At 46.2% G+C, this 17166-nt stretch carries 15 protein-coding genes; 10 read left to right on the top strand and 5 right to left on the bottom strand.

The genetic code is table 11. From position 1 onward, the window contains the following. Nucleotides 1-6 precede the first annotated feature (6 nt). The 4 genes from EKO24_RS02595 to EKO24_RS02580 all read right to left on the bottom strand — a co-directional run bounded on the left by EKO24_RS02595 (nucleotide 7) and on the right by EKO24_RS02580 (nucleotide 3436). The gene (locus EKO24_RS02595) at nucleotides 7-327 is read right to left on the bottom strand and encodes a c-type cytochrome (protein WP_127030359.1); all 321 of its coding nucleotides are present in this window, start codon (nucleotides 325-327) and stop codon (nucleotides 7-9) included. Then, on the bottom strand, nucleotides 327-638 hold the full coding sequence (locus tag EKO24_RS02590) for a c-type cytochrome (RefSeq protein WP_127030358.1): 312 nt from the start codon (nucleotides 636-638) through the stop codon (nucleotides 327-329). The genes EKO24_RS02595 and EKO24_RS02590 overlap by 1 nt, the downstream gene beginning before the upstream one ends. Next, nucleotides 638-2272 carry a cytochrome D1 domain-containing protein gene (locus tag EKO24_RS02585; protein WP_127030357.1) on the bottom strand — a complete coding sequence of 545 codons (1635 nt, stop codon included), beginning with the start codon at nucleotides 2270-2272 and terminating at the stop codon, nucleotides 638-640. The genes EKO24_RS02590 and EKO24_RS02585 overlap by 1 nt, the downstream gene beginning before the upstream one ends. A 120-nt stretch (nucleotides 2273-2392) precedes the next feature. Beyond that, the gene (locus EKO24_RS02580; protein WP_241674372.1) at nucleotides 2393-3436 is read right to left on the bottom strand and encodes an HDOD domain-containing protein; all 1044 of its coding nucleotides are present in this window, start codon (nucleotides 3434-3436) and stop codon (nucleotides 2393-2395) included. Nucleotides 3437-4128: 692 nt separating this feature from the next. Here EKO24_RS02580 and EKO24_RS02575 point away from each other — a divergent pair. After that, nucleotides 4129-5187 carry an FAD:protein FMN transferase gene (locus tag EKO24_RS02575; protein ID WP_127030355.1) on the top strand — a complete coding sequence of 353 codons (1059 nt, stop codon included), beginning with the start codon at nucleotides 4129-4131 and terminating at the stop codon, nucleotides 5185-5187. An 18-nt stretch (nucleotides 5188-5205) separates the two neighbouring features. After that, entirely contained in the window at nucleotides 5206-7863 is a 2658-nt protein-coding gene (locus EKO24_RS02570) for an MMPL family transporter (RefSeq protein WP_127030354.1), read from the top strand. A gap of 167 nt (nucleotides 7864-8030) precedes the next feature. Here EKO24_RS02570 and EKO24_RS22610 read toward each other — a convergent pair whose 3' ends face one another. After that, complete coding sequence (locus EKO24_RS22610; RefSeq protein WP_162853320.1) at nucleotides 8031-8180, bottom strand: hypothetical protein; 150 nt, start codon at nucleotides 8178-8180, stop codon at nucleotides 8031-8033. 63 nt (nucleotides 8181-8243) lie between these two features. Here EKO24_RS22610 and EKO24_RS02565 point away from each other — a divergent pair. The 8 genes from EKO24_RS02565 to hflC all read left to right on the top strand — a co-directional run bounded on the left by EKO24_RS02565 (nucleotide 8244) and on the right by hflC (nucleotide 17085). Continuing rightward, nucleotides 8244-9426 (top strand): IS630 family transposase gene (locus tag EKO24_RS02565; protein WP_127030353.1). Its coding sequence is split into 2 segments (ribosomal slippage): nucleotides 8244-8731 and nucleotides 8730-9426, totalling 1185 coding nucleotides; the frame shifts between segments, so codons are not numbered across the junction. Between the two features lie 158 nt (nucleotides 9427-9584). Then, a complete protein-coding gene (locus tag EKO24_RS23380) occupies nucleotides 9585-10073 on the top strand; it encodes a septal ring lytic transglycosylase RlpA family protein (protein WP_127030352.1) in 489 nt (162 codons plus the stop codon). Between the two features lie 314 nt (nucleotides 10074-10387). Further along, on the top strand, nucleotides 10388-11257 hold the full coding sequence (locus tag EKO24_RS02555) for a DHH family phosphoesterase (protein WP_241674371.1): 870 nt from the start codon (nucleotides 10388-10390) through the stop codon (nucleotides 11255-11257). A 145-nt stretch (nucleotides 11258-11402) separates the two neighbouring features. Then, entirely contained in the window at nucleotides 11403-12929 is a 1527-nt protein-coding gene (locus EKO24_RS02550) for a fumarate hydratase (protein ID WP_127030351.1), read from the top strand. Between the two features lie 323 nt (nucleotides 12930-13252). Next, on the top strand, nucleotides 13253-13492 hold the full coding sequence (gene hfq, locus EKO24_RS02545) for an RNA chaperone Hfq (protein ID WP_127027134.1): 240 nt from the start codon (nucleotides 13253-13255) through the stop codon (nucleotides 13490-13492). A gap of 90 nt (nucleotides 13493-13582) precedes the next feature. Further along, the gene (hflX, locus tag EKO24_RS02540; protein WP_127027133.1) at nucleotides 13583-14848 is read left to right on the top strand and encodes a ribosome rescue GTPase HflX; all 1266 of its coding nucleotides are present in this window, start codon (nucleotides 13583-13585) and stop codon (nucleotides 14846-14848) included. Nucleotides 14849-15025: 177 nt separating this feature from the next. Beyond that, nucleotides 15026-16231 carry an FtsH protease activity modulator HflK gene (gene hflK / locus EKO24_RS02535; RefSeq protein ID WP_127027132.1) on the top strand — a complete coding sequence of 402 codons (1206 nt, stop codon included), beginning with the start codon at nucleotides 15026-15028 and terminating at the stop codon, nucleotides 16229-16231. Continuing rightward, on the top strand, nucleotides 16231-17085 hold the full coding sequence (gene hflC / locus EKO24_RS02530) for a protease modulator HflC (RefSeq protein ID WP_127027131.1): 855 nt from the start codon (nucleotides 16231-16233) through the stop codon (nucleotides 17083-17085). Before hflK ends, hflC begins: the two co-directional genes overlap by 1 nt. The last annotated feature ends 81 nt before the right edge of the window (nucleotides 17086-17166 follow it).

Below are 17166 nucleotides of genomic sequence, written 5' to 3'. Positions count from 1 at the left end.
TTCGACCTACAATTTTGGCTTGCGCAAAATTCCAACCAGCCAAGCCGCTTCGTCCCGGTTCATGAACGGCTGCCACGGCGGCATTGCGGTGCCGGGGCGTCCTTCGAGAATGGTCGTGATTAAATAATCATCCGGTTTTCCGGCTAAAGCGTCGGGCAACAGGCTAGGGCCCAGGCCGCCTTTTAGCGTCAAGCCGTGACAGGCTCCGCAATCATGGTTCAGCATGTTGCGGAGTGCGATCTGCCGCTCGGGCGAAGGCTCGCCGGCCAGACCGGTTTGAGTCAGGGTGCCGGCAATCACTAACGTCAATAGCGGCAGTTTTTTCATTACGGCTTCAGTTTGGCGTAATACGACGCGATATTGTTGATGTCGTCATCGCTTAACGAACCGGCGATGGCATTCATAATATCGGATTTGCGGGTTTTATCCCGGTATTGCTTCAGCGCGGTTTTCAGGTATTCCTGGTCGCGCCCGGCCAACGGCGGAAAAGGCGCGTCGGCCGACGGCATGCGGATGCCGTGGCATTGCGAGCAAACTGCGGCCGCTTTGGCTTCTCCTGCGTAAATGCTGGCCGCGTCGGCGCTTTGGACGGAAGCCAGGCCCAACAATAACAAGCCCGAGTAAATAGCCAGTCTCATTATTTCGCTCCTTTGATTTCATCAGGAGAAAGTCCGCGGGTCATGTATCTGACGCGGCCGTGTGAGAAGATACCGGCAGGACTTTCCATAGGTACGGAAGCAACTTTTTCCAGTGAGTTGGAATCGTAAACAACGACTTCGTCCCCGTTATAGCCGGCGCTGACATACAGGAATTTGCCGTCGGCGCTGTATTCAGGGAAGTACGCGTGTCCACCCACATCCAGCGTCTTGACCACTTCCAGGGTCTTCTTGTCGATAAGCTGGATCGTGCGGGCGCGGCGGTCCTTGGAAATAATGTCAACCGCAACGTAAGGGGCGTTCGCGTGGGCGGCAGGCGATTCGGTACCGCCGGCAACCGGAACTTGCTTGACAACTTCCATTTTGTCCAAGTCCCAAACGCTGACCACGGTTTTATCGCAGTCGCCGAAGTTGGTGCCGAAGCCCAGCGTGCGGCCGTCGACTTCAACCGCCGCGCCGCCGCCTACATGCGGTACGCAGCCGGCATCCAATTTCTTGATGATTTTACGGTCTTTTAAATCTATCGCAGTGACGATATTGTCATCATAAGCGGCAACCATCAATTTACTGCCGCCATGGGTCAGGAATGCGTCATGCAAATGGCGGCCGACTTTTTCGATTTTGGTAACCGGGAATCCTTCTTTTAAATCGACGACCCAAACCTGGCCGGCGTTTTCCAGCGCAATCGCGAAAATATCGTCCATCGGCGAGCCGATAATCATGCCGGAATCGGAGGAAACCATTTTGCCGTCCGGATCGACGCCTTCCAGTTCGAAGGTTTTAAGCGGTTCCAACGTGTCGGCATTCAGGATGACGGCGTTATGCGGCACATAAGAGCCGGCCATGATGTATTTGCCGTCGCGGGAAACGCCCAATCCCGGTCCGTTAAATCCGGTTTTAACGCTACGCACGGCTTGCATCGAGTATAAATCGACTTTGAAAATTTCAGCCGTATCGGTTTTTACATAAGCCCAGCGCGGGTTGGCGGGGTTGTAGTCGATGATATGCGCGGCGGTGCCTGTCGGAATTTCGCCGATTTGTTTATGCGTAATGCTGTTGATGAACACGGCTTTTGAGCCTGAACCACGGCCGTATTTGCCGCGAGCCGCCACGCCGATAACGTCGTCCATGCTGTTGACTTGATAGGTGGGCTTTGCGGGCAGCGTGCTTTCGTCCTTGACATAGACTTTGATCGACGCCTTGATGTCGTCAATGGTCCAGGATGGATTGGCCTGTTTAGGCGTGGTTTGTAAATGCTTAACCAAGCCGCGAATGTCGTCATCCGATAAACGGCCGTAGAACGGAGGCATTAACGTATCGAAACTTCCGGTCATGATCAGGCTGCGTAAAGCGGTAGGACTGCGGCCTTTCAGCGATTCGGAATTCAGGCCCGGCGCGATAAATCCGCCATGATCGGAGCCGTGGCAACTGGCGCAATTGTCTTCATAGAGTTGATGCATGTTTTTGGTTGTATCGGAGGCCGCTTGGGCTCCAAAAGGTAAAGCAATAGCAGCTAAACCGATAAAGCTGAGTTGAGCAGCTTGTCTGATCAAACGAAACTTATGCCCTTGGGGCATAAGAGCTGATTGGGATAAGCGTTTTTTTGTCAGGTTCATTATGTATGGCCTCCAATGTAGTGTTGAATCAATATTATCGTGTATATCTAAAAAGCTCAAGCTTGATTTTGGTGTTTATCACTTTCAGGTATGGCCGACTCCGACAGTTAATTATTTTTGTTAATGCGAAAAAAAGCTCATCGTTTGTTCGATTTGTTGTTTTGCATCGTGCAATACCTGAAGAGACATTTCCGGGGTTAATGGTTGGTTTTCAAGCTTTTGGAAAGCCGGTAGTGTGATGATTAACGGCAGTTCGGCTTTTCCAGGGGAGTGTAGGGTGTAATGATATTTTGCCAGCAATACGATGTCGTTTAAATTCAGGTCTTCAGTGGTGCTTGTAAACCAGTCCGAGGATTGCAAGGGGATTTGTCTTAAGTTCTCCGGAAACTCCCATTTTTCCAGAATGATCGCGCCTATCTGGCCGTGCATTTCGTTGATGCAAAGATCAACATCGGTTGATTGATAAGCACCTTCCGGCAGGCTGTCGGCAAAAGTCAAAATAGGAAGTACGCCGATATTATGCAGCAGTCCCGCGAGCAGTGCTTCATCCGGATCCACTTTTTGGGTTAGTTGGGCCAGGGTATAGCTGATGCTGGAAATTTTGATGCTCCGTAACCAGGTAGTCTGAACCAATTTTTTTATGGAAGGATGTTGGCTTTTAATCAGATTGTTCATGCTAAATGCAGTCACCAGATTGCGCGTAGTTGTCAATCCTAAGCGGTTGATTGCATCGAAGCAATTGCTGATAGGGTTCGCCGCTCTATAGACGGGGCTATTGACGACTTGAATCAGTTTGGCGGAAATAACCGGATCCATATTAATAATTTTAACAATATCTGCGGTGTTGCGGTCTTGGTGAATGGCTTCGCGCAGTTTTATTGCAATATCGGGAAAGTTTGGGGTGCTAAGCTCTCCCTGAGTAACGTGCTGATAAAAATGTTTAAAGAAAGGATTGTCGTTGAGGCGTTCGGAGAATTTTAGTGCCTTATTCAGCGGCGCAATAGTGTGTTGGCCGGGCTGGAGTATGGTTTTGGGAATATGGATTACGGTCACGTCCGAACCGGCAATTGCAGTGAAATAGTGCAATTTGCCTGCGGACAATGGATAGAGGGATTTAAAAGTTTGGGCGTTTATTTCAAGTTCGGAACCATTATCGGCTTCCATGAAAATGTTGCCTTTAATGAGGTATATCAGTGAGTCTACTTCCGTCCCCCTGTTAAAAACGATGGCTCCAGGCGCAAAGTTAGCTGCGGTAATTTGTAATTTCAGGATTTCTTTTTCGCTTAGTAATTGAGAGACCGGCATCAATCTTTGTAAAAAAGAGACTGGAATACTGATGTTCTTTGCTGGAGGGGGAGTCTTGCTACGGATAAGTGAAAAATTCGATTTATTGTTGCTCGGCGTCTTTTTGGGCGCTCTTTTTTTGAAAATGTTCCAGAACATAATGATGGAAAAATTCCTATTGATGGGGATTCGGCGAATTTGCAGGAATCGAATCGGCAGATTTTTACGAGATGTCGGGATCGAGAATCATTGTAGTCTATATCCTAAAGATAATTTGAATCAGTACAAGTTGTTGTCGTGCTGTTCATGGTTTTTAAGCAGGATATAAAAGAGCTGGCGCCAAGTTGGTTTTTATAAACTACACAGGAAAGCCATTGTTGTAAGCATAAAACTCATTTTTCAAAAAGCCTTTACGTTTTGAGATTATAATACGCGGTTTTGTTAAATACGGTATTTAACAAGTTCAACTACGGCGCGGAGATTGATCTTTTCAGGCTCTTGTTTGTAAAGATACACCGCGTTTTTTATGAAGTTTATTATTTATTTGTGATGATAAAAAACGGCAGGCATGGATGATTAATCTACGAGCTACAACAACGAAATTATCCGGCTTTACAAGACGTACTTGTTTTGTTTATTGCTTTCTTTCTATTATGCTGGCGGCTTGTTCGGAACCGGCCATTCAAAAGTTTGAGGGTGCTGCTCAAGGCACGACTTACCATATCAGCTATTGGACTGAATCGCCGGTAGACACAAAAGACATCAAAACCAGCGTCGAAAACGAATTTACAGTCATCGATAAACTGCTTTCGAATTATCGCCCCGATTCGGTTATCGAAACGTTCAACAGCGTCGAGACTACTGACAGTCAGGAAGTGGGCAGCGAGATCGTATCTCTCGTTAAAATCGCACAGGTCGTACATCAGGCCAGCCATGGTTGCTATGATTTAACGATTAAGCCGTTATTCGATTTATGGGGGTTTCGCGGCGATAAACTGAATATTCCTACAGATTCAACCATCTTTACTACGTTGAAACAAATCGGTATGGAAAAACTGGAAATCGTGGATGATACGCACCTGCGCAAAAAACAGGCCGATCTGAAAGTCGATTTATCCTCTATCGCCCAAGGCTATAGCGTGGAGCGAATCAGTAACGTTCTTGCGCAAAAAGGTATAAGTAATTATCTGGTCGAGATTGGCGGCGAATTAAAAACCAACGGCTATAAGCCGGGGCAGCAGCCTTGGCGGATTGCTGTGGAAAGGCCGCTGCCGGACGAGCGGACGATGCATAAGGTTGTTACGATGCCTAAAGATTCTCCGGTTGCGGTGATGACTTCCGGCACTTACCGTCATTATTTCGATGACCATGGACAGCGTTACAGCCACATACTCGACGCTCGTAACGGAAAGCCTGTTACCCATAATCTGGTTTCCGCCACGGTTCTGATTGCAGATCCAGCCGTTGCCGATGCTTGGTCTACCGCGCTGCTGTGTTTGGGTCAAAAAGACGGTATGGCGGCCGCCAATACAGCAAAAATCCCGGCACTGTTTATCGAGTTGCAGGGCAGCGAACTTACCGAATCCCGAAGTGAAGCTTTGAACGCTTTGACTACTCTCACTATACATTAATGCCCGAAGCCTAACCTTATGTCGATAGAAAGCCGTAGTCATCGTTTTTTTTCACGCTGGGGAAACGTCACTTTAGGCAGGCCGCTGATAGTGTTGTTGGTGGTGACCCTGCTGAGTATTTTGGCCTTGCAATACACAGCGGATCATTTGAGTATTAATACCGATACCGCCGAATTGGTAGCTCCAGAGGCGCCTTTCCAGCAAAATCGCCGCAATTACGAGAAAGCTTTTGCGCAGGACTTGCATACACTGCTATTGGTTGTCGAATCGGATTCGCCTGAGCTGACTAAATCGGCGGCTAAGAGATTGCTGCGTTTGATTAATGCGGACAAGGATCATTTTAAGTCGGCTTATATTCCGAACGATAACGAATTTTTTCGTCATAACGGTTTGCTTTATCTTGAAACCGACGAATTGCAGAGCTTATCCAACAATCTATCGCAAGCCCAGCCGTTTATCGGCAGAATTGCCCAGCAACCTAATTTAACCGGCTTTTTTTCGATTTTTGAAGATGCGCTAACGTCCACTGACAAGGCTCAGGACGTCCCTATCGACCTGACCTCGTTGATTGAGAAAGTGAGTTCGATTTTGCATAAAGCGCTTAACGGCGAAAACGCTTTACTGTCTTGGGAGTCGCTGATCAGCGATAAGAAAATGCATGAGCGCAACAGTTTTATTATCGTTTCGCCCAAGTTTGATTTTACGCAGATCCGCCCTGCGGAAAATGCGATTGAATCTATCCGCAAAGCCGTTGCAGAAGTTCAGGAGCCCAATCTGCCGACGGTTAAAGTTTGGATTACCGGTGAAGTCGGCCTTGAAGATGATGAATTGTCCGGCATGAGCACCGGTACTTTTACCGCCAGTATTTTTTCCATTGTGTTGGTGCTATTTATTTTATTGGTTGCCTATCGCTCGGTTTTGTTGACGGTAGCTACATTAATTACGCTAACCTTGGGCATGCTTTTTTGCGGAGCCTTCGCCGCTTTTTCGGTAAAAGAATTAAACCTGATTTCAGTGGCTTTTGCGGTATCCAATATCGGTTTGGGCGTCGAATATGCAATTCATTTCTGTCTACGCTACCGGGACAATCTGAGTCACCATGTTCATAAAGGTCTGGCGCTAAAAAGCACGGTAATAAGTACGGCTCCCTCGTTATTATTGTGCGCAGGAACCACATCCATCGGGCTTTATGCGTTTATTCCTACCGATTACAAAGGCGTATCCGAATTAGGCCTGTTGGCTGGCACCAGCTTGTTTATCTGTTTGTTGATTACGTTGATTGCGTTGCCTGCGCTGTTAAAAGTTATTCCGGCGCCGGCAAAGTTTTCGGAGGTGAATGAGCAAAAAACGGATGGATTTACAAAGCTGTCGCAACAACTGGCGGCTTGTCCGCTCCATTATGCCAAGCCGATTGCGATCGCAACTTTTGTTATCGCTGTCGCTTCGATTGTGCTGACGTTTAACGTGAAGACTGATTTTAACCCTATTAATCTTCGCGATCCTAACACCGAATCGGTTATTGCTTTTAAAAACTTGATGAAAAACAAGGAAACCACGCCGATGACCTTGACTGTTTTGGCCAAGGATGAAAACAGCGCCAAAGTTTTGGAGGAAAAGATTTCAAAGTTGCCGTCGGTGGATAAAACAGTCAGTCTTTTTGATTTTCTGGCTACCGACCAGGGTGAAAAACTGGCCTTGATTGAAGAAATGACCCTGATGCTCGGTGCTCAGATGCAGAGTTTTCCGGCGCTACAAACCGACCCCGACCCGGTTCCCGGCATTAACCGGCTGATAAAAGCTATCGACGCTGTCTTGCCTCAGAAAACCAATGACCGTGAGCGTATTGCGTTGACAAATTTTAAAAAAGAACTACAGGATATTCTGGTCGAACTTGATGAGCGGCAACAGCCCAGTCGGCGCATGTTTATTGAAAATATCCAGACCGCTTTGCTCGGCACGTTGCCGAGCATTATGAGCGAGCTATCGGCAGGCTTCAATGCGAAAGAAGTTACGCTGAGCGATTTGCCGGCAGACATCAAGGACAGGTGGTTGAGTAAGAACGGTTCATACCGTATCCAGATATTTCCTAAGAAAGACGTGAACGACCTAGCCAATCTGGAAGAATTTATTACCGAGGTACAATCCGTTGCGCCTGAAACCACTGATTTGCCTATTATGTATTGGGAGTCGATGAAAGAGGTTGTTGCGGCCTTTCAGCAAGCTATTATGATCGCGCTGATAACTATCGCTCTGCTGTTGTTTGTTATCCGGCGCAATATTTTAGATACGGTGTTGGTTATGACGCCGTTGATATTGGCAGGTCTGTTTACGATGGCGAGTGCTGTTCTGACTAATACGCCGATTAATTTCGCCAACATTATCGCCTTGCCGTTGTTGCTGGGTTTGGGGGTGGATAACGGCATTCATATGGTTGAAAAGTTACATCATTCGCTATCCGAAAAGCAGAATATTTATCAGTCCAGTACTGCCAGGGCTATGTTTTACGGCGCATTGACCACCGCTTCCAGTTTTGCCGGATTGGCGTTTTCACCCCATCAGGGCATCGCCAGCATGGGTTTGATTATTACCATGGGAATATTTTGGATCATGGTTTGTACGTTTATTGTCCTTCCTGCTTTAAGTAAATTGGCGTTAAAGCTTCAAAATAACGCCTAGGAACTTGGTTTTGATGAGAAATTTAGGGATCGATTGGTTTAGCTAATCGGCTCGGATAAATGCATTGGTGTTAAAGCTAAAGCTGTGCTTAAGTGCTGCTTTAGCTTTGAGGATGAAAATCTTGTTGTTGCCGATTACGGAGGGGTATTGTTAGATCAGTGTGGAGTTTAATGCGCTGGTGAGTTTTGCGAAGTTTGATTGGCGGCTTCTTTTTGCTGCTGCGACAGATAAGTTCCAGTCATAATTACTGTCATTATTAGCAGATAAATCACCGAAGCAACGCGTCTGGCTTTTTTTCCTTGTTCGTAGTTGTTCATAGTATGGGATTGAAATTTTAAAAAGTTAAAATCATATGATACTAGTACTCGGTCATTCTTGTTATGTCGGTTTGCAGTCCCCATAGGAAAGATTTTATCTTGAAGTGGTACCCGCAGTTGGCAAAGAAATATCAAGTCCGCTTAACGGAAGAAGAGCATGCTTATTTAGACCGTTTAATTCACAAGGGAAAAGTCCCCGCCCATCAAAGACGTCATGCTGAGATATTGCTTAAAGCTGATATCAGTGAAGTGGGCGCCCATTGGACCGATCAACAAATCAGTGAAGCCTTTGGGATTTCCATACGAACCATTGAACGCGTACGGGAGCGATTGGTTCACGAAGGCTTAGAGCCTGCCTTAAACCGAGCCCCGCCGGCGCGGGTGAGAAGGCGAGTGATTGACGGTGAAAACGAAGCTCATCTCATCGCATTAGCCTGTGGAGAGGCGCCCGAAGGTCGAAGTCGCTGGACCTTACGTTTATTGGGGCAACGCATGGTAGAACTGAGCTATGTGGAAAGCGTCTCTCACGAAACGATTCGCCAGACGCTAAAAAAATGAATTGAAACCCTGGCGAAATAAAGAATGGTGTATCCCGGCTAAAGACAATGCCGGATTTGTCTGTGCGATGGAAGAGGTGCTGACGGTTTACCCAGGTGTCTACGATAAGACGCCCCCGTTGATTTGCATGGATGAAAGCAGTAAACCACAGGTTAGAGAAGTGCGTCCACCGCTACCGGCAAAGCCGGGAACCCTCGAAAAGCAGGATACGGAATATGAGCGCAACGGCGTCAGTCATCTGTTTATGTTCTTTGAACCGTTAGCCGGAAAACGGCAGGTGGCCGTAACCGATCAACGGACCGCCGTGGATTGGGCGCAGCAAATCCGCAAGTTGGTTGATGAAAGCTATCCCCATGCTGAGCGCATCACTTTAGTGATGGATAATTTGAACACGCATAGCGGCGCTTCACTTTATAAGGCTTTTCCGCCTGAGGAAGCGCGAAGGCTCATGGAGAAACTGGAGTTCCACTATACGCCTAAGCATGGGAGTTGGTTAAACATGGCGGAAATCGAATTGAGCATCTTATCCCGTCAAGGTCTGGATCGGCGACTACCCGACCGGGACACTTTAAAAGCGGAAATCGCGGTATGGCAACAGCAACGCAATGCTAGCGCACGGCCGATGGAATGGCGATTTTCCACTGAGGAGGCTCGGGTAAAATTGAAAAAACTTTACCCGACATTATAAAAATGACTGAGTACTAGTGAGTTTAATTAATAAAAAACTTTAAGTTGAATGCTGTGAAAAGAGCTTTTCTGCAAGGTATTGATTTTATGTGCTTAAGCTGGGCTTAAGATTTGTTAAGTTAGAATTGAGCCAGATTTAAATAAAAAAGGCTCTATCCTATGAATAAAATCATGCTAGCAGTTCCTGTTTTTTTAATTTCCAGTTATTTTGTTGACCCAATTGGAACAGCCGAAGCATCCGGCCATCATTCGGCTCATAAAGCTTCCAAACACTCTGTAGTAAAAGCTCGTAAATCCGGACATCGATCAAATAATCATCAAAGTATGGTGTCTTGGTATGGTCCTGAATTCCACGGTAAGAAGACGGCCAGCGGCCAGAAATACGATATGTACGCTATGACGGCGGCACATAAGACATTGCCGCTTTTATCTTATGCTAAAGTCACCAACCTGAAAAATCATCGTAGTGTTGTTGTTCGTATCAATGATCGCGGATCTTTTCATGGCAGAAGAGATATGGATTTATCTTACGCTGCTGCAAAAGAGCTCGGTATCAGTGGGCTAGGCTCTGTAGAAATAACACCTCTGAGCAGTAACGAAGGAGTATCGCCATTGAGTCACGGTGCTAAAACAAATAAACGCGGTTAATCTGAAATACTGAATAACCAAGAAAACATCTCATCTTCAATAGGCTTAAGCCATAGCCGGCGGCAGGTTAAGGAATCTGTTCGTACATGGTCGGATAAGCCGCACTCAAAGCCCTGGGCTAATCAAAGTTTCTTGACGCGTTGTAACGACGCCTCAATTGTTCGCTTCGCCATTATCAACGCGGCAGAATTTTTAAACTGTTTTTAACATTAGATCCCAGAAAATCGGCATGTACATTTATGATTAGAGCTTAGGTCGTGTAAAATAAAGGCCTGAATTGCTGGGTAACAATAGCTCTTGGCTCATATTGTACATTGGGGACTTTTAAAAGCATGTTAGAAACTCATGAAATTTTAGTTATTTATCATGCCGACTGTTTGGATGGTCTAGGCGCAGCATGGAGTGCATTTTGCAAGTTAGGTAACCAAGTTCGCTATATTCCGGCTCGCTATGGTGACGATTTGCCCGATTTTGAACCGGGGGCAATACTGTATATATTGGATTATTCCTATCCTCCGCAGCTATTGGTCAACGCTTCGGCGAAAGCTGGCCGGATTATTCTGATCGATCACCATATGACCGCCATGGAACAATGCGATAGCTTTTTTAAGACTCAGCCGCTTCCTAAAAATTTATCAATGAACTTTGATTTATCGCGGAGTGGATGCGTTTTAGCCTGGCAGTATTTTTTCCATGATCTGAAACCGCCTAAGATTCTATTACATATTGAAGATCGTGATCTTTGGCGCTTTAAGTTGGAAGGAACCCGCGAAATTACTACCGCGCTTTATGAGAGAATGGCTATTCCTTTTGCTGAAATTGGCTCACTCGATTTGACGGAATTGTTGGCGATAGGGCGCATACAAGTTGAACAATTTTCAGGAATAGTGCTTAGGCTCGCCAAATCGGCGCATAGTGTTTCGGTAGCAGGGCGAATAGGTCTTGCCGTTAATGCGCCGTCATTATTTGCAAGCGATCTTGGGCACGTGCTGGCTGAGAAATCAGGCACGTTTGGCATGACGTATCAATACGATGGAAGAAAACAAAAGTGGACTTTCTCTCTTCGCTCGATCGGCGATTACGACGTAGGGCACCTAGCATTAAGTTTCGGAGGGGGAGGGCACAGGAATGCCGCCGGTTTTGTCTTGGATGACAATCCGTTTTTTAATGCCCTGGGTAAATAAAGATTGAATTGATTAAATTCAATCTTTATTCAGTAGTATGCTGGCCTCGCAGTCATAAAGCTGAGTTGAGCAGCTTGTCTGCTCAAACGAAACTTCTGCCCTTTGGGTATAATAATTATTAGTAACCGTAAGCAGGGAACTCCCGATGAGCATCATTCGTCAAGACGATCTTATTCAAAGCATTGCCGATTCTTTGCAGTATATTTCGTATTATCATCCGCTGGACTTTATAAAGGCCATGCATGAAGCCTATCAAAAGGAAGAGAATTCTGCAGCCAAGGATGCTATCGCACAAATCCTGATCAATTCCCGCATGTGTGCAGAGGGACATCGCCCGATTTGCCAGGACACAGGTATTGTAACGGTATTCTTAAAAGTTGGTATGAATGTCCAATGGGATGCCGACATGAGTGTCGTCGATATGATCAACGAGGGCGTACGGCGCGCTTATCAGAACCCTGATAATGTACTGCGCGCTTCGATACTGTCCGATCCGGCCGGTAAGCGCGTCAATACAAAAGATAACACGCCGGCGGTGATTCACATGGAAATTGTGCCCGGCGATACGCTTGACGTTGAAATAGCGGCTAAAGGTGGAGGCTCTGAAGCCAAGGCAAAGTTTGCGATGCTTAACCCTTCAGACAATATCGTTGACTGGGTGTTGAAAGTCGTCCCTACCATGGGGGCGGGTTGGTGTCCTCCCGGCATTCTGGGCATAGGCATAGGCGGTACTGCTGAAAAAGCGATGCTTTTGGCAAAGCAGGCCTGCATGGGATCGATAGATATTCAGGAGTTAATTGCACGGGGTCCTCGCAATGCGCTTGAAGAACTGCGCCTGGAGTTATACGACAAAGTCAATGCGCTGGGTATTGGCGCGCAAGGCTTGGGCGGACTTACTACCGTTCTGGATATTAAAATCAACGATTATCCGACTCATGCCGCCAATAAGCCGATTGCGATCATTCCTAACTGTGCGGCAACCCGGCATCTGCATTTTGTTCTGGATGGCAGCGGTGCTGCCGAGTTTAAACTCCCGTGTTTGCAAGATTGGCCTGAAATTACCTGGGATGCAGGCGCTACTGCTCGCAGAGTTGATTTGGATACAGTGACTCAACAGGATTTGGAAAGTTGGCAGCAAGGTGAAACCTTGTTGCTTAGCGGTACGATGCTGACGGGCAGGGATGCAGCGCATAAGCGCATGGTTGAGCTTTTTGAGCGGGGCGAAGCTCTACCTGAAAGCGTCGATTTTAAAAACAAATTCATTTATTATGTTGGCCCCGTTGATCCAGTTCGCGACGAGGTAGTAGGGCCGGCCGGCCCTACTACGGCAACGCGCATGGATAAGTTTACCGAAGTAATGCTGGACAGAACCGGTCTGCTTGGCATGATCGGCAAATCCGAGCGAGGCCCTGAAGCAATTGCCGCTATTAAAAAACATAAAGCCGTTTATTTAATGGCGGTTGGCGGAGCAGCTTATTTGGTATCCAAGGCTATTCGTAAATCGCGTGTTGTTGCTTTTGAAGATCTTGGTATGGAGGCAATTCACGAGTTTGTTGTTGAGGATATGCCGGTTACGGTTGCTGTTGATGCGGTGGGGGGGGCAGTTCATCAAGTCGCGCCAAAAATATGGCAAGCCAAGATTGGTAAAATTCCAGTTGTCGAGGAAAATTAAATCGGGCTATTTTTAAGGCTTAATAGGCCCAAGAGTTGATGGCCTCATAGGCGTGTTGGATAAAGTTGAGTTGAGCAGCTTGTCCGCTCATACGAAACTTATGCCCTCTGGGTATAAAATATGATTTCGATGACCTGGATAGTCGGCTTGAATTTATAAAAATATACCCCATCGTTATCTTTCAATTGCAAAGCAAAATTAAAAATAATTTAAAATTTGCACAAATTTAGCTAAAAATATTCTGAAACTGGAGTATTGATTTGTATTGATTTGTAATTGCAGTTATCTTAATCAATAGTTTTAAAATAATAAGGAGAAATCGGATGTCAAAAGGTCAAAATTTACAGGATAATTTTTTAAATGCCCTTAGAAAAGAGCATACACCTGTTTCTATTTTCCTTGTTAACGGTATAAAGTTGCAAGGTAAAGTTGACTCGTTTGATCAATACGTGGTCATGCTAAAAAATACATCAAGTCAGATGGTTTATAAGCACGCCATATCTACCATTGTGCCTAGCAAAGCTGTAAAACTGACGCATGACAATGACTCTAGCGACGAATAATTAGGTTAGCGTGCGAGTGTATGAATGTGTGGTGCAGTTATCTGTATGTTGAAAACGAAAAATCTTTCATAATCATGTTGGGGTATTTAGTTGTTTGATCGTCCCGAATCAGGTGAACGAGCGGTCCTTGTTCATCTGGCACTTCATTCAGGGCAGGAAGATCTTTTAGAGTTGAAGGAATTGGCTAAATCAGCCGGAACCGATCCTGTCTATGTGGTAACAGGTAGCCGCAAAAAACCTGATCCAAAATATTTTGTCGGCAAAGGTAAGCTTGAAGAGCTTAAAGATATTATTGAAGACTATAAAGCTGACATTGTCTTATTCAATCATCCGCTTTCACCCAGTCAGGAAAGAAACCTCGAAGGTTTTTTGGGGGTGCGAGTGGTCGATAGAAATGGATTAATTCTTGATATTTTTGCCCAGCGAGCTCAAACCTTTGAGGGTAAATTACAGGTTGAATTAGCGCAATTGCAGCATTTATCTACCCGCTTGGTTCGCGGCTGGACGCACTTGGAACGCCAAAAGGGTGGTATCGGGCTTCGCGGGCCGGGTGAAACTCAGCTGGAAACCGACAGGCGGTTGTTGGGTATGCGCATCAAGCAAATTCAACAGCGTCTGGATAAAGTCGATAAACAAAGGCATCAAGGGCGCAGTAAAAGAAAAAAAGCTGAAGTTCCATCGGTTTCATTGGTGGGATATACCAACGCCGGTAAATCGACTTTGTTTAATAGATTAACGGGGGCCGATATTTACGTGGCGGATCAGTTATTCGCCACGCTGGATCCGACCTTGCGCAACTGTAAGCTGCCTAATGGCAGCGAAGTTGTTCTGGCCGATACAGTGGGTTTTATACGCCATTTGCCGCATGAACTGGTGGCGGCGTTTAAGTCTACGTTGCAGGAGGCCGCTGAAGCGGACTTATTGCTGCATGTGATTGATGCCAGTAGCGATGATAGGGATGAAACTATTTGTCAGGTTAATCAAGTGCTTGAGGATATTAATGCAAATGAAGTCAGGCAGCTTGAAGTGTTCAATAAAATAGATTTGCTGGATGACGTTCAGTCACGGATCGAACGTGACGATGTCGGCAATCCCGTTCGTGTATGGTTATCAGCCGAAACAGGAGACGGCGTTGATCTGCTTTATCAAGCACTGGCCGAAATATTTTCAAATACTAAAGTCAAAAGAAAATGTTATCTGCAGCCCGATCAAGGTGATATAAGAGCTAAATTATTTGCGTGCGCCAGAATAATTAGCGAAAAAACGGATGATTTTGGAGGCTGTGAATTAGTTGTAGAAATTGATATGAAATATTTGGGCTTACTGAAATCGGTTGAAATTGAAGAAGTATTTTAACCGGCGCAAATGCAGTGGGTTTTGAACCTTTGGTCTTGCGTCTTTCGCCTTTTATAGATATTTACGATAGAATACGAATCATAAATCGGTAAGCTTAAGGAATATTACCTCTTGCTGAAAGTTGAAATAATCCTGCGGGATGTGTGAAAGTTTAAGTAACCAATATGGAGCAAAGTTATGTCCTGGAATGAGCCTGGCGGCGATAAAAAAGACCCTTGGAGTGGTCGTGGTGATCAAAAAGGCCCACCCGATTTGGACGAAGCAATGCGTTCGCTGCAAGAGAAATTAAGTGGTTTTTTTGGCGGCGGCCAAGATGGAGATGGCAGCTCTCCCGGCACTCCTTCATGGAAAAGTCTTGGTTTGCTTGCAGCAGGCGCAGTAGTGTTATGGGGGCTAAGCGGGTTTTATATTATCAATGAAGGCACACAGGGTGTTGAAACTCGGTTCGGTAAATATATCGCTACCACTCAGTCCGGTTTGAACTGGCATTTGCCGGCGCCTATCGAGCGAGTCGATATTGTTGATGTTAAGCAGCAACGCTATATTGAAGTGGGCTATCGTAGCGGTGGTACTGAGCAGGGGCTTGGTTCGGTACCGAAAGAAGCGTTAATGCTGACTAAAGACGAAAATATTGTCGATGTTCGTTTGGCGGTGCAGTATCAAGTCAAGAACGCAAAAGATTTTGTTTTTAATATCGTCAATCCGGCGGCCACTTTGAAGCAAGTTACTGAAAGCGCGCAGCGCGGTGTGATCGGCAGCAGTGAAATGGACTTTGTTTTGACTGAGGGACGCAGTGAAATTGTGACTCAAATCAAAAAGGAAATTCAGGAGGTTATGGATAGCTATAACTCCGGCATCCAAATTACCAGCGTTAATCTTCAGGACGCCCAGCCGCCTGAACAGGTACAGAACGCATTCGAGGACGCTATCAAGGCGCGTGAAGATGAACAGCGCTTGATTAATGAGGCTGAAGCCTATTCTAATGATGTCGTTCCGAAAGCACGCGGCGCCGCGGCCAGAAAAATTCAAGAAGCCGAAGGTTATAAAGAGCAGGTTATTGCTCAGGCGGAAGGTGAGTCTAATCGTTTTTCCAAACTGCTCTCGGAATATACTAAAGCTCCTGACGTGACCAGAAAGCGTCTTTATATCGAAGCGATGGAATCCGTATTAGGCGAGACTAATACCGTGCTGGTGGACGTTAAGGGAGGCAATAATATGCTTTATTTGCCGTTGGATAAAATGATCCAGAATCAACCCTCGATTCAACAACCTAATGCTCCTCAAAGTACAGCGGAACAACCTGCCCAGTCAGCGGCTGAAGTGCCACGACAACCTCCCGCTGTGCGAACTTCAACTCGCGGCCGTGACGCAAGGGGACGCTAATGACACAGAATAAAATATTGGTAGGATTAGGCGCATTGTTGTTCATCAGCATGATGTGTTTATTTACCGTCAGCGAAACGGAAAAAGCCATTAAGTTTCGTTTAGGCGAGATCGTCAAGAATGATTACGAGCCAGGATTGCACGTTAAATGGCCGCTTATTAACAATGTCAAAAAGTTCGATAAACGTATCCAAACGATGGATGCGAAGCCTGAACGTTTTTTAACGGCTGAAAAGAAGAACGTTATTGTCGATTCTTTCGTCAAATGGCGCATTGGCGACGTAACCATTTTCTATACGGCTGTTGCCGGCGATATAGATCAAGCGAATTTACGCTTGGATCAAATTGTTAAAGATGCATTTCGCGGTGAATTCAGCAAGCGGAACATCAAACAGTTGCTGTCGACGGACCGTCAGGTGATTCGCGAAGTGCTGATTAAAAATGCGAAGCCTCTGGCCGCTGATTTGGGTATGGAGATTGTCGACGTCCAAGTCATGCGAATTGATTTGCCGGAAGAGGTTAGCAGTTCCGTATTTCGTAGAATGGAAGCGGAGCGTGAGCGGGTTGCCCGTGAGTTTCGCTCGCAAGGTGCCGAAGCTGCAGAAAGAATCCGGGCCGATGCCGACAGGCAACGCGTTGTGACGATGGCAAATGCGTTCCGGGATGCGGAAATGCTTCGCGGTGAAGGCGATGCCAAATCTGCGGAAATCTATGCTAAAGCCTATGGTTCCGACGCAGAGTTTTTTACTTTTTATCGTAGCCTGAACGCTTACAAGAAGACATTTACCAGCTCAAGCATGATGGTGCTTGATCCTGACTCCGACTTCTTTAAGTACTTTAAGCAGCAAAAATAGCTAAAGACACGATTCCCAAGTTTTTACTTGGGAACCAGTAACCAACGCTCCGCATGCGGGGCGTTTTGTTTGAGTGGACAT

The sequence above is a fragment of the Candidatus Methylobacter oryzae genome, assembly GCF_003994235.2.
GTDB lineage: Bacteria > Pseudomonadota > Gammaproteobacteria > Methylococcales > Methylomonadaceae > Methylobacter_A > Methylobacter_A oryzae.
The sequence above is the reverse complement of the archived record's forward strand: the minus strand, read 5'-3'. Positions and strand labels throughout refer to the sequence as shown.

Bases quoted from the DNA above. Each gene is read 5' to 3' on its own strand.
- hfq (WP_127027134.1), top strand. From the start codon at position 13,253: ATGTCAAAAGGTCAAAATTTACAGGATAATTTTTTAAATGCCCTTAGA.
- EKO24_RS22610 (WP_162853320.1), bottom strand. From the start codon at position 8,180: ATGAACAACTACGAACAAGGAAAAAAAGCCAGACGCGTTGCTTCGGTG.
- hflC (WP_127027131.1), top strand. From the start codon at position 16,231: ATGACACAGAATAAAATATTGGTAGGATTAGGCGCATTGTTGTTCATC.
- hflK (WP_127027132.1), top strand. From the start codon at position 15,026: ATGTCCTGGAATGAGCCTGGCGGCGATAAAAAAGACCCTTGGAGTGGT.
- EKO24_RS02585 (WP_127030357.1), bottom strand. From the start codon at position 2,272: ATGAACCTGACAAAAAAACGCTTATCCCAATCAGCTCTTATGCCCCAA.
- EKO24_RS02570 (WP_127030354.1), top strand. From the start codon at position 5,206: ATGTCGATAGAAAGCCGTAGTCATCGTTTTTTTTCACGCTGGGGAAAC.
- EKO24_RS02580 (WP_241674372.1), bottom strand. From the start codon at position 3,436: ATGGAAGCCGATAATGGTTCCGAACTTGAAATAAACGCCCAAACTTTT.
- EKO24_RS23380 (WP_127030352.1), top strand. From the start codon at position 9,585: ATGAATAAAATCATGCTAGCAGTTCCTGTTTTTTTAATTTCCAGTTAT.
- EKO24_RS02550 (WP_127030351.1), top strand. From the start codon at position 11,403: ATGAGCATCATTCGTCAAGACGATCTTATTCAAAGCATTGCCGATTCT.
- EKO24_RS02590 (WP_127030358.1), bottom strand. From the start codon at position 638: ATGAGACTGGCTATTTACTCGGGCTTGTTATTGTTGGGCCTGGCTTCC.
- EKO24_RS02575 (WP_127030355.1), top strand. From the start codon at position 4,129: ATGATTAATCTACGAGCTACAACAACGAAATTATCCGGCTTTACAAGA.
- EKO24_RS02595 (WP_127030359.1), bottom strand. From the start codon at position 327: ATGAAAAAACTGCCGCTATTGACGTTAGTGATTGCCGGCACCCTGACT.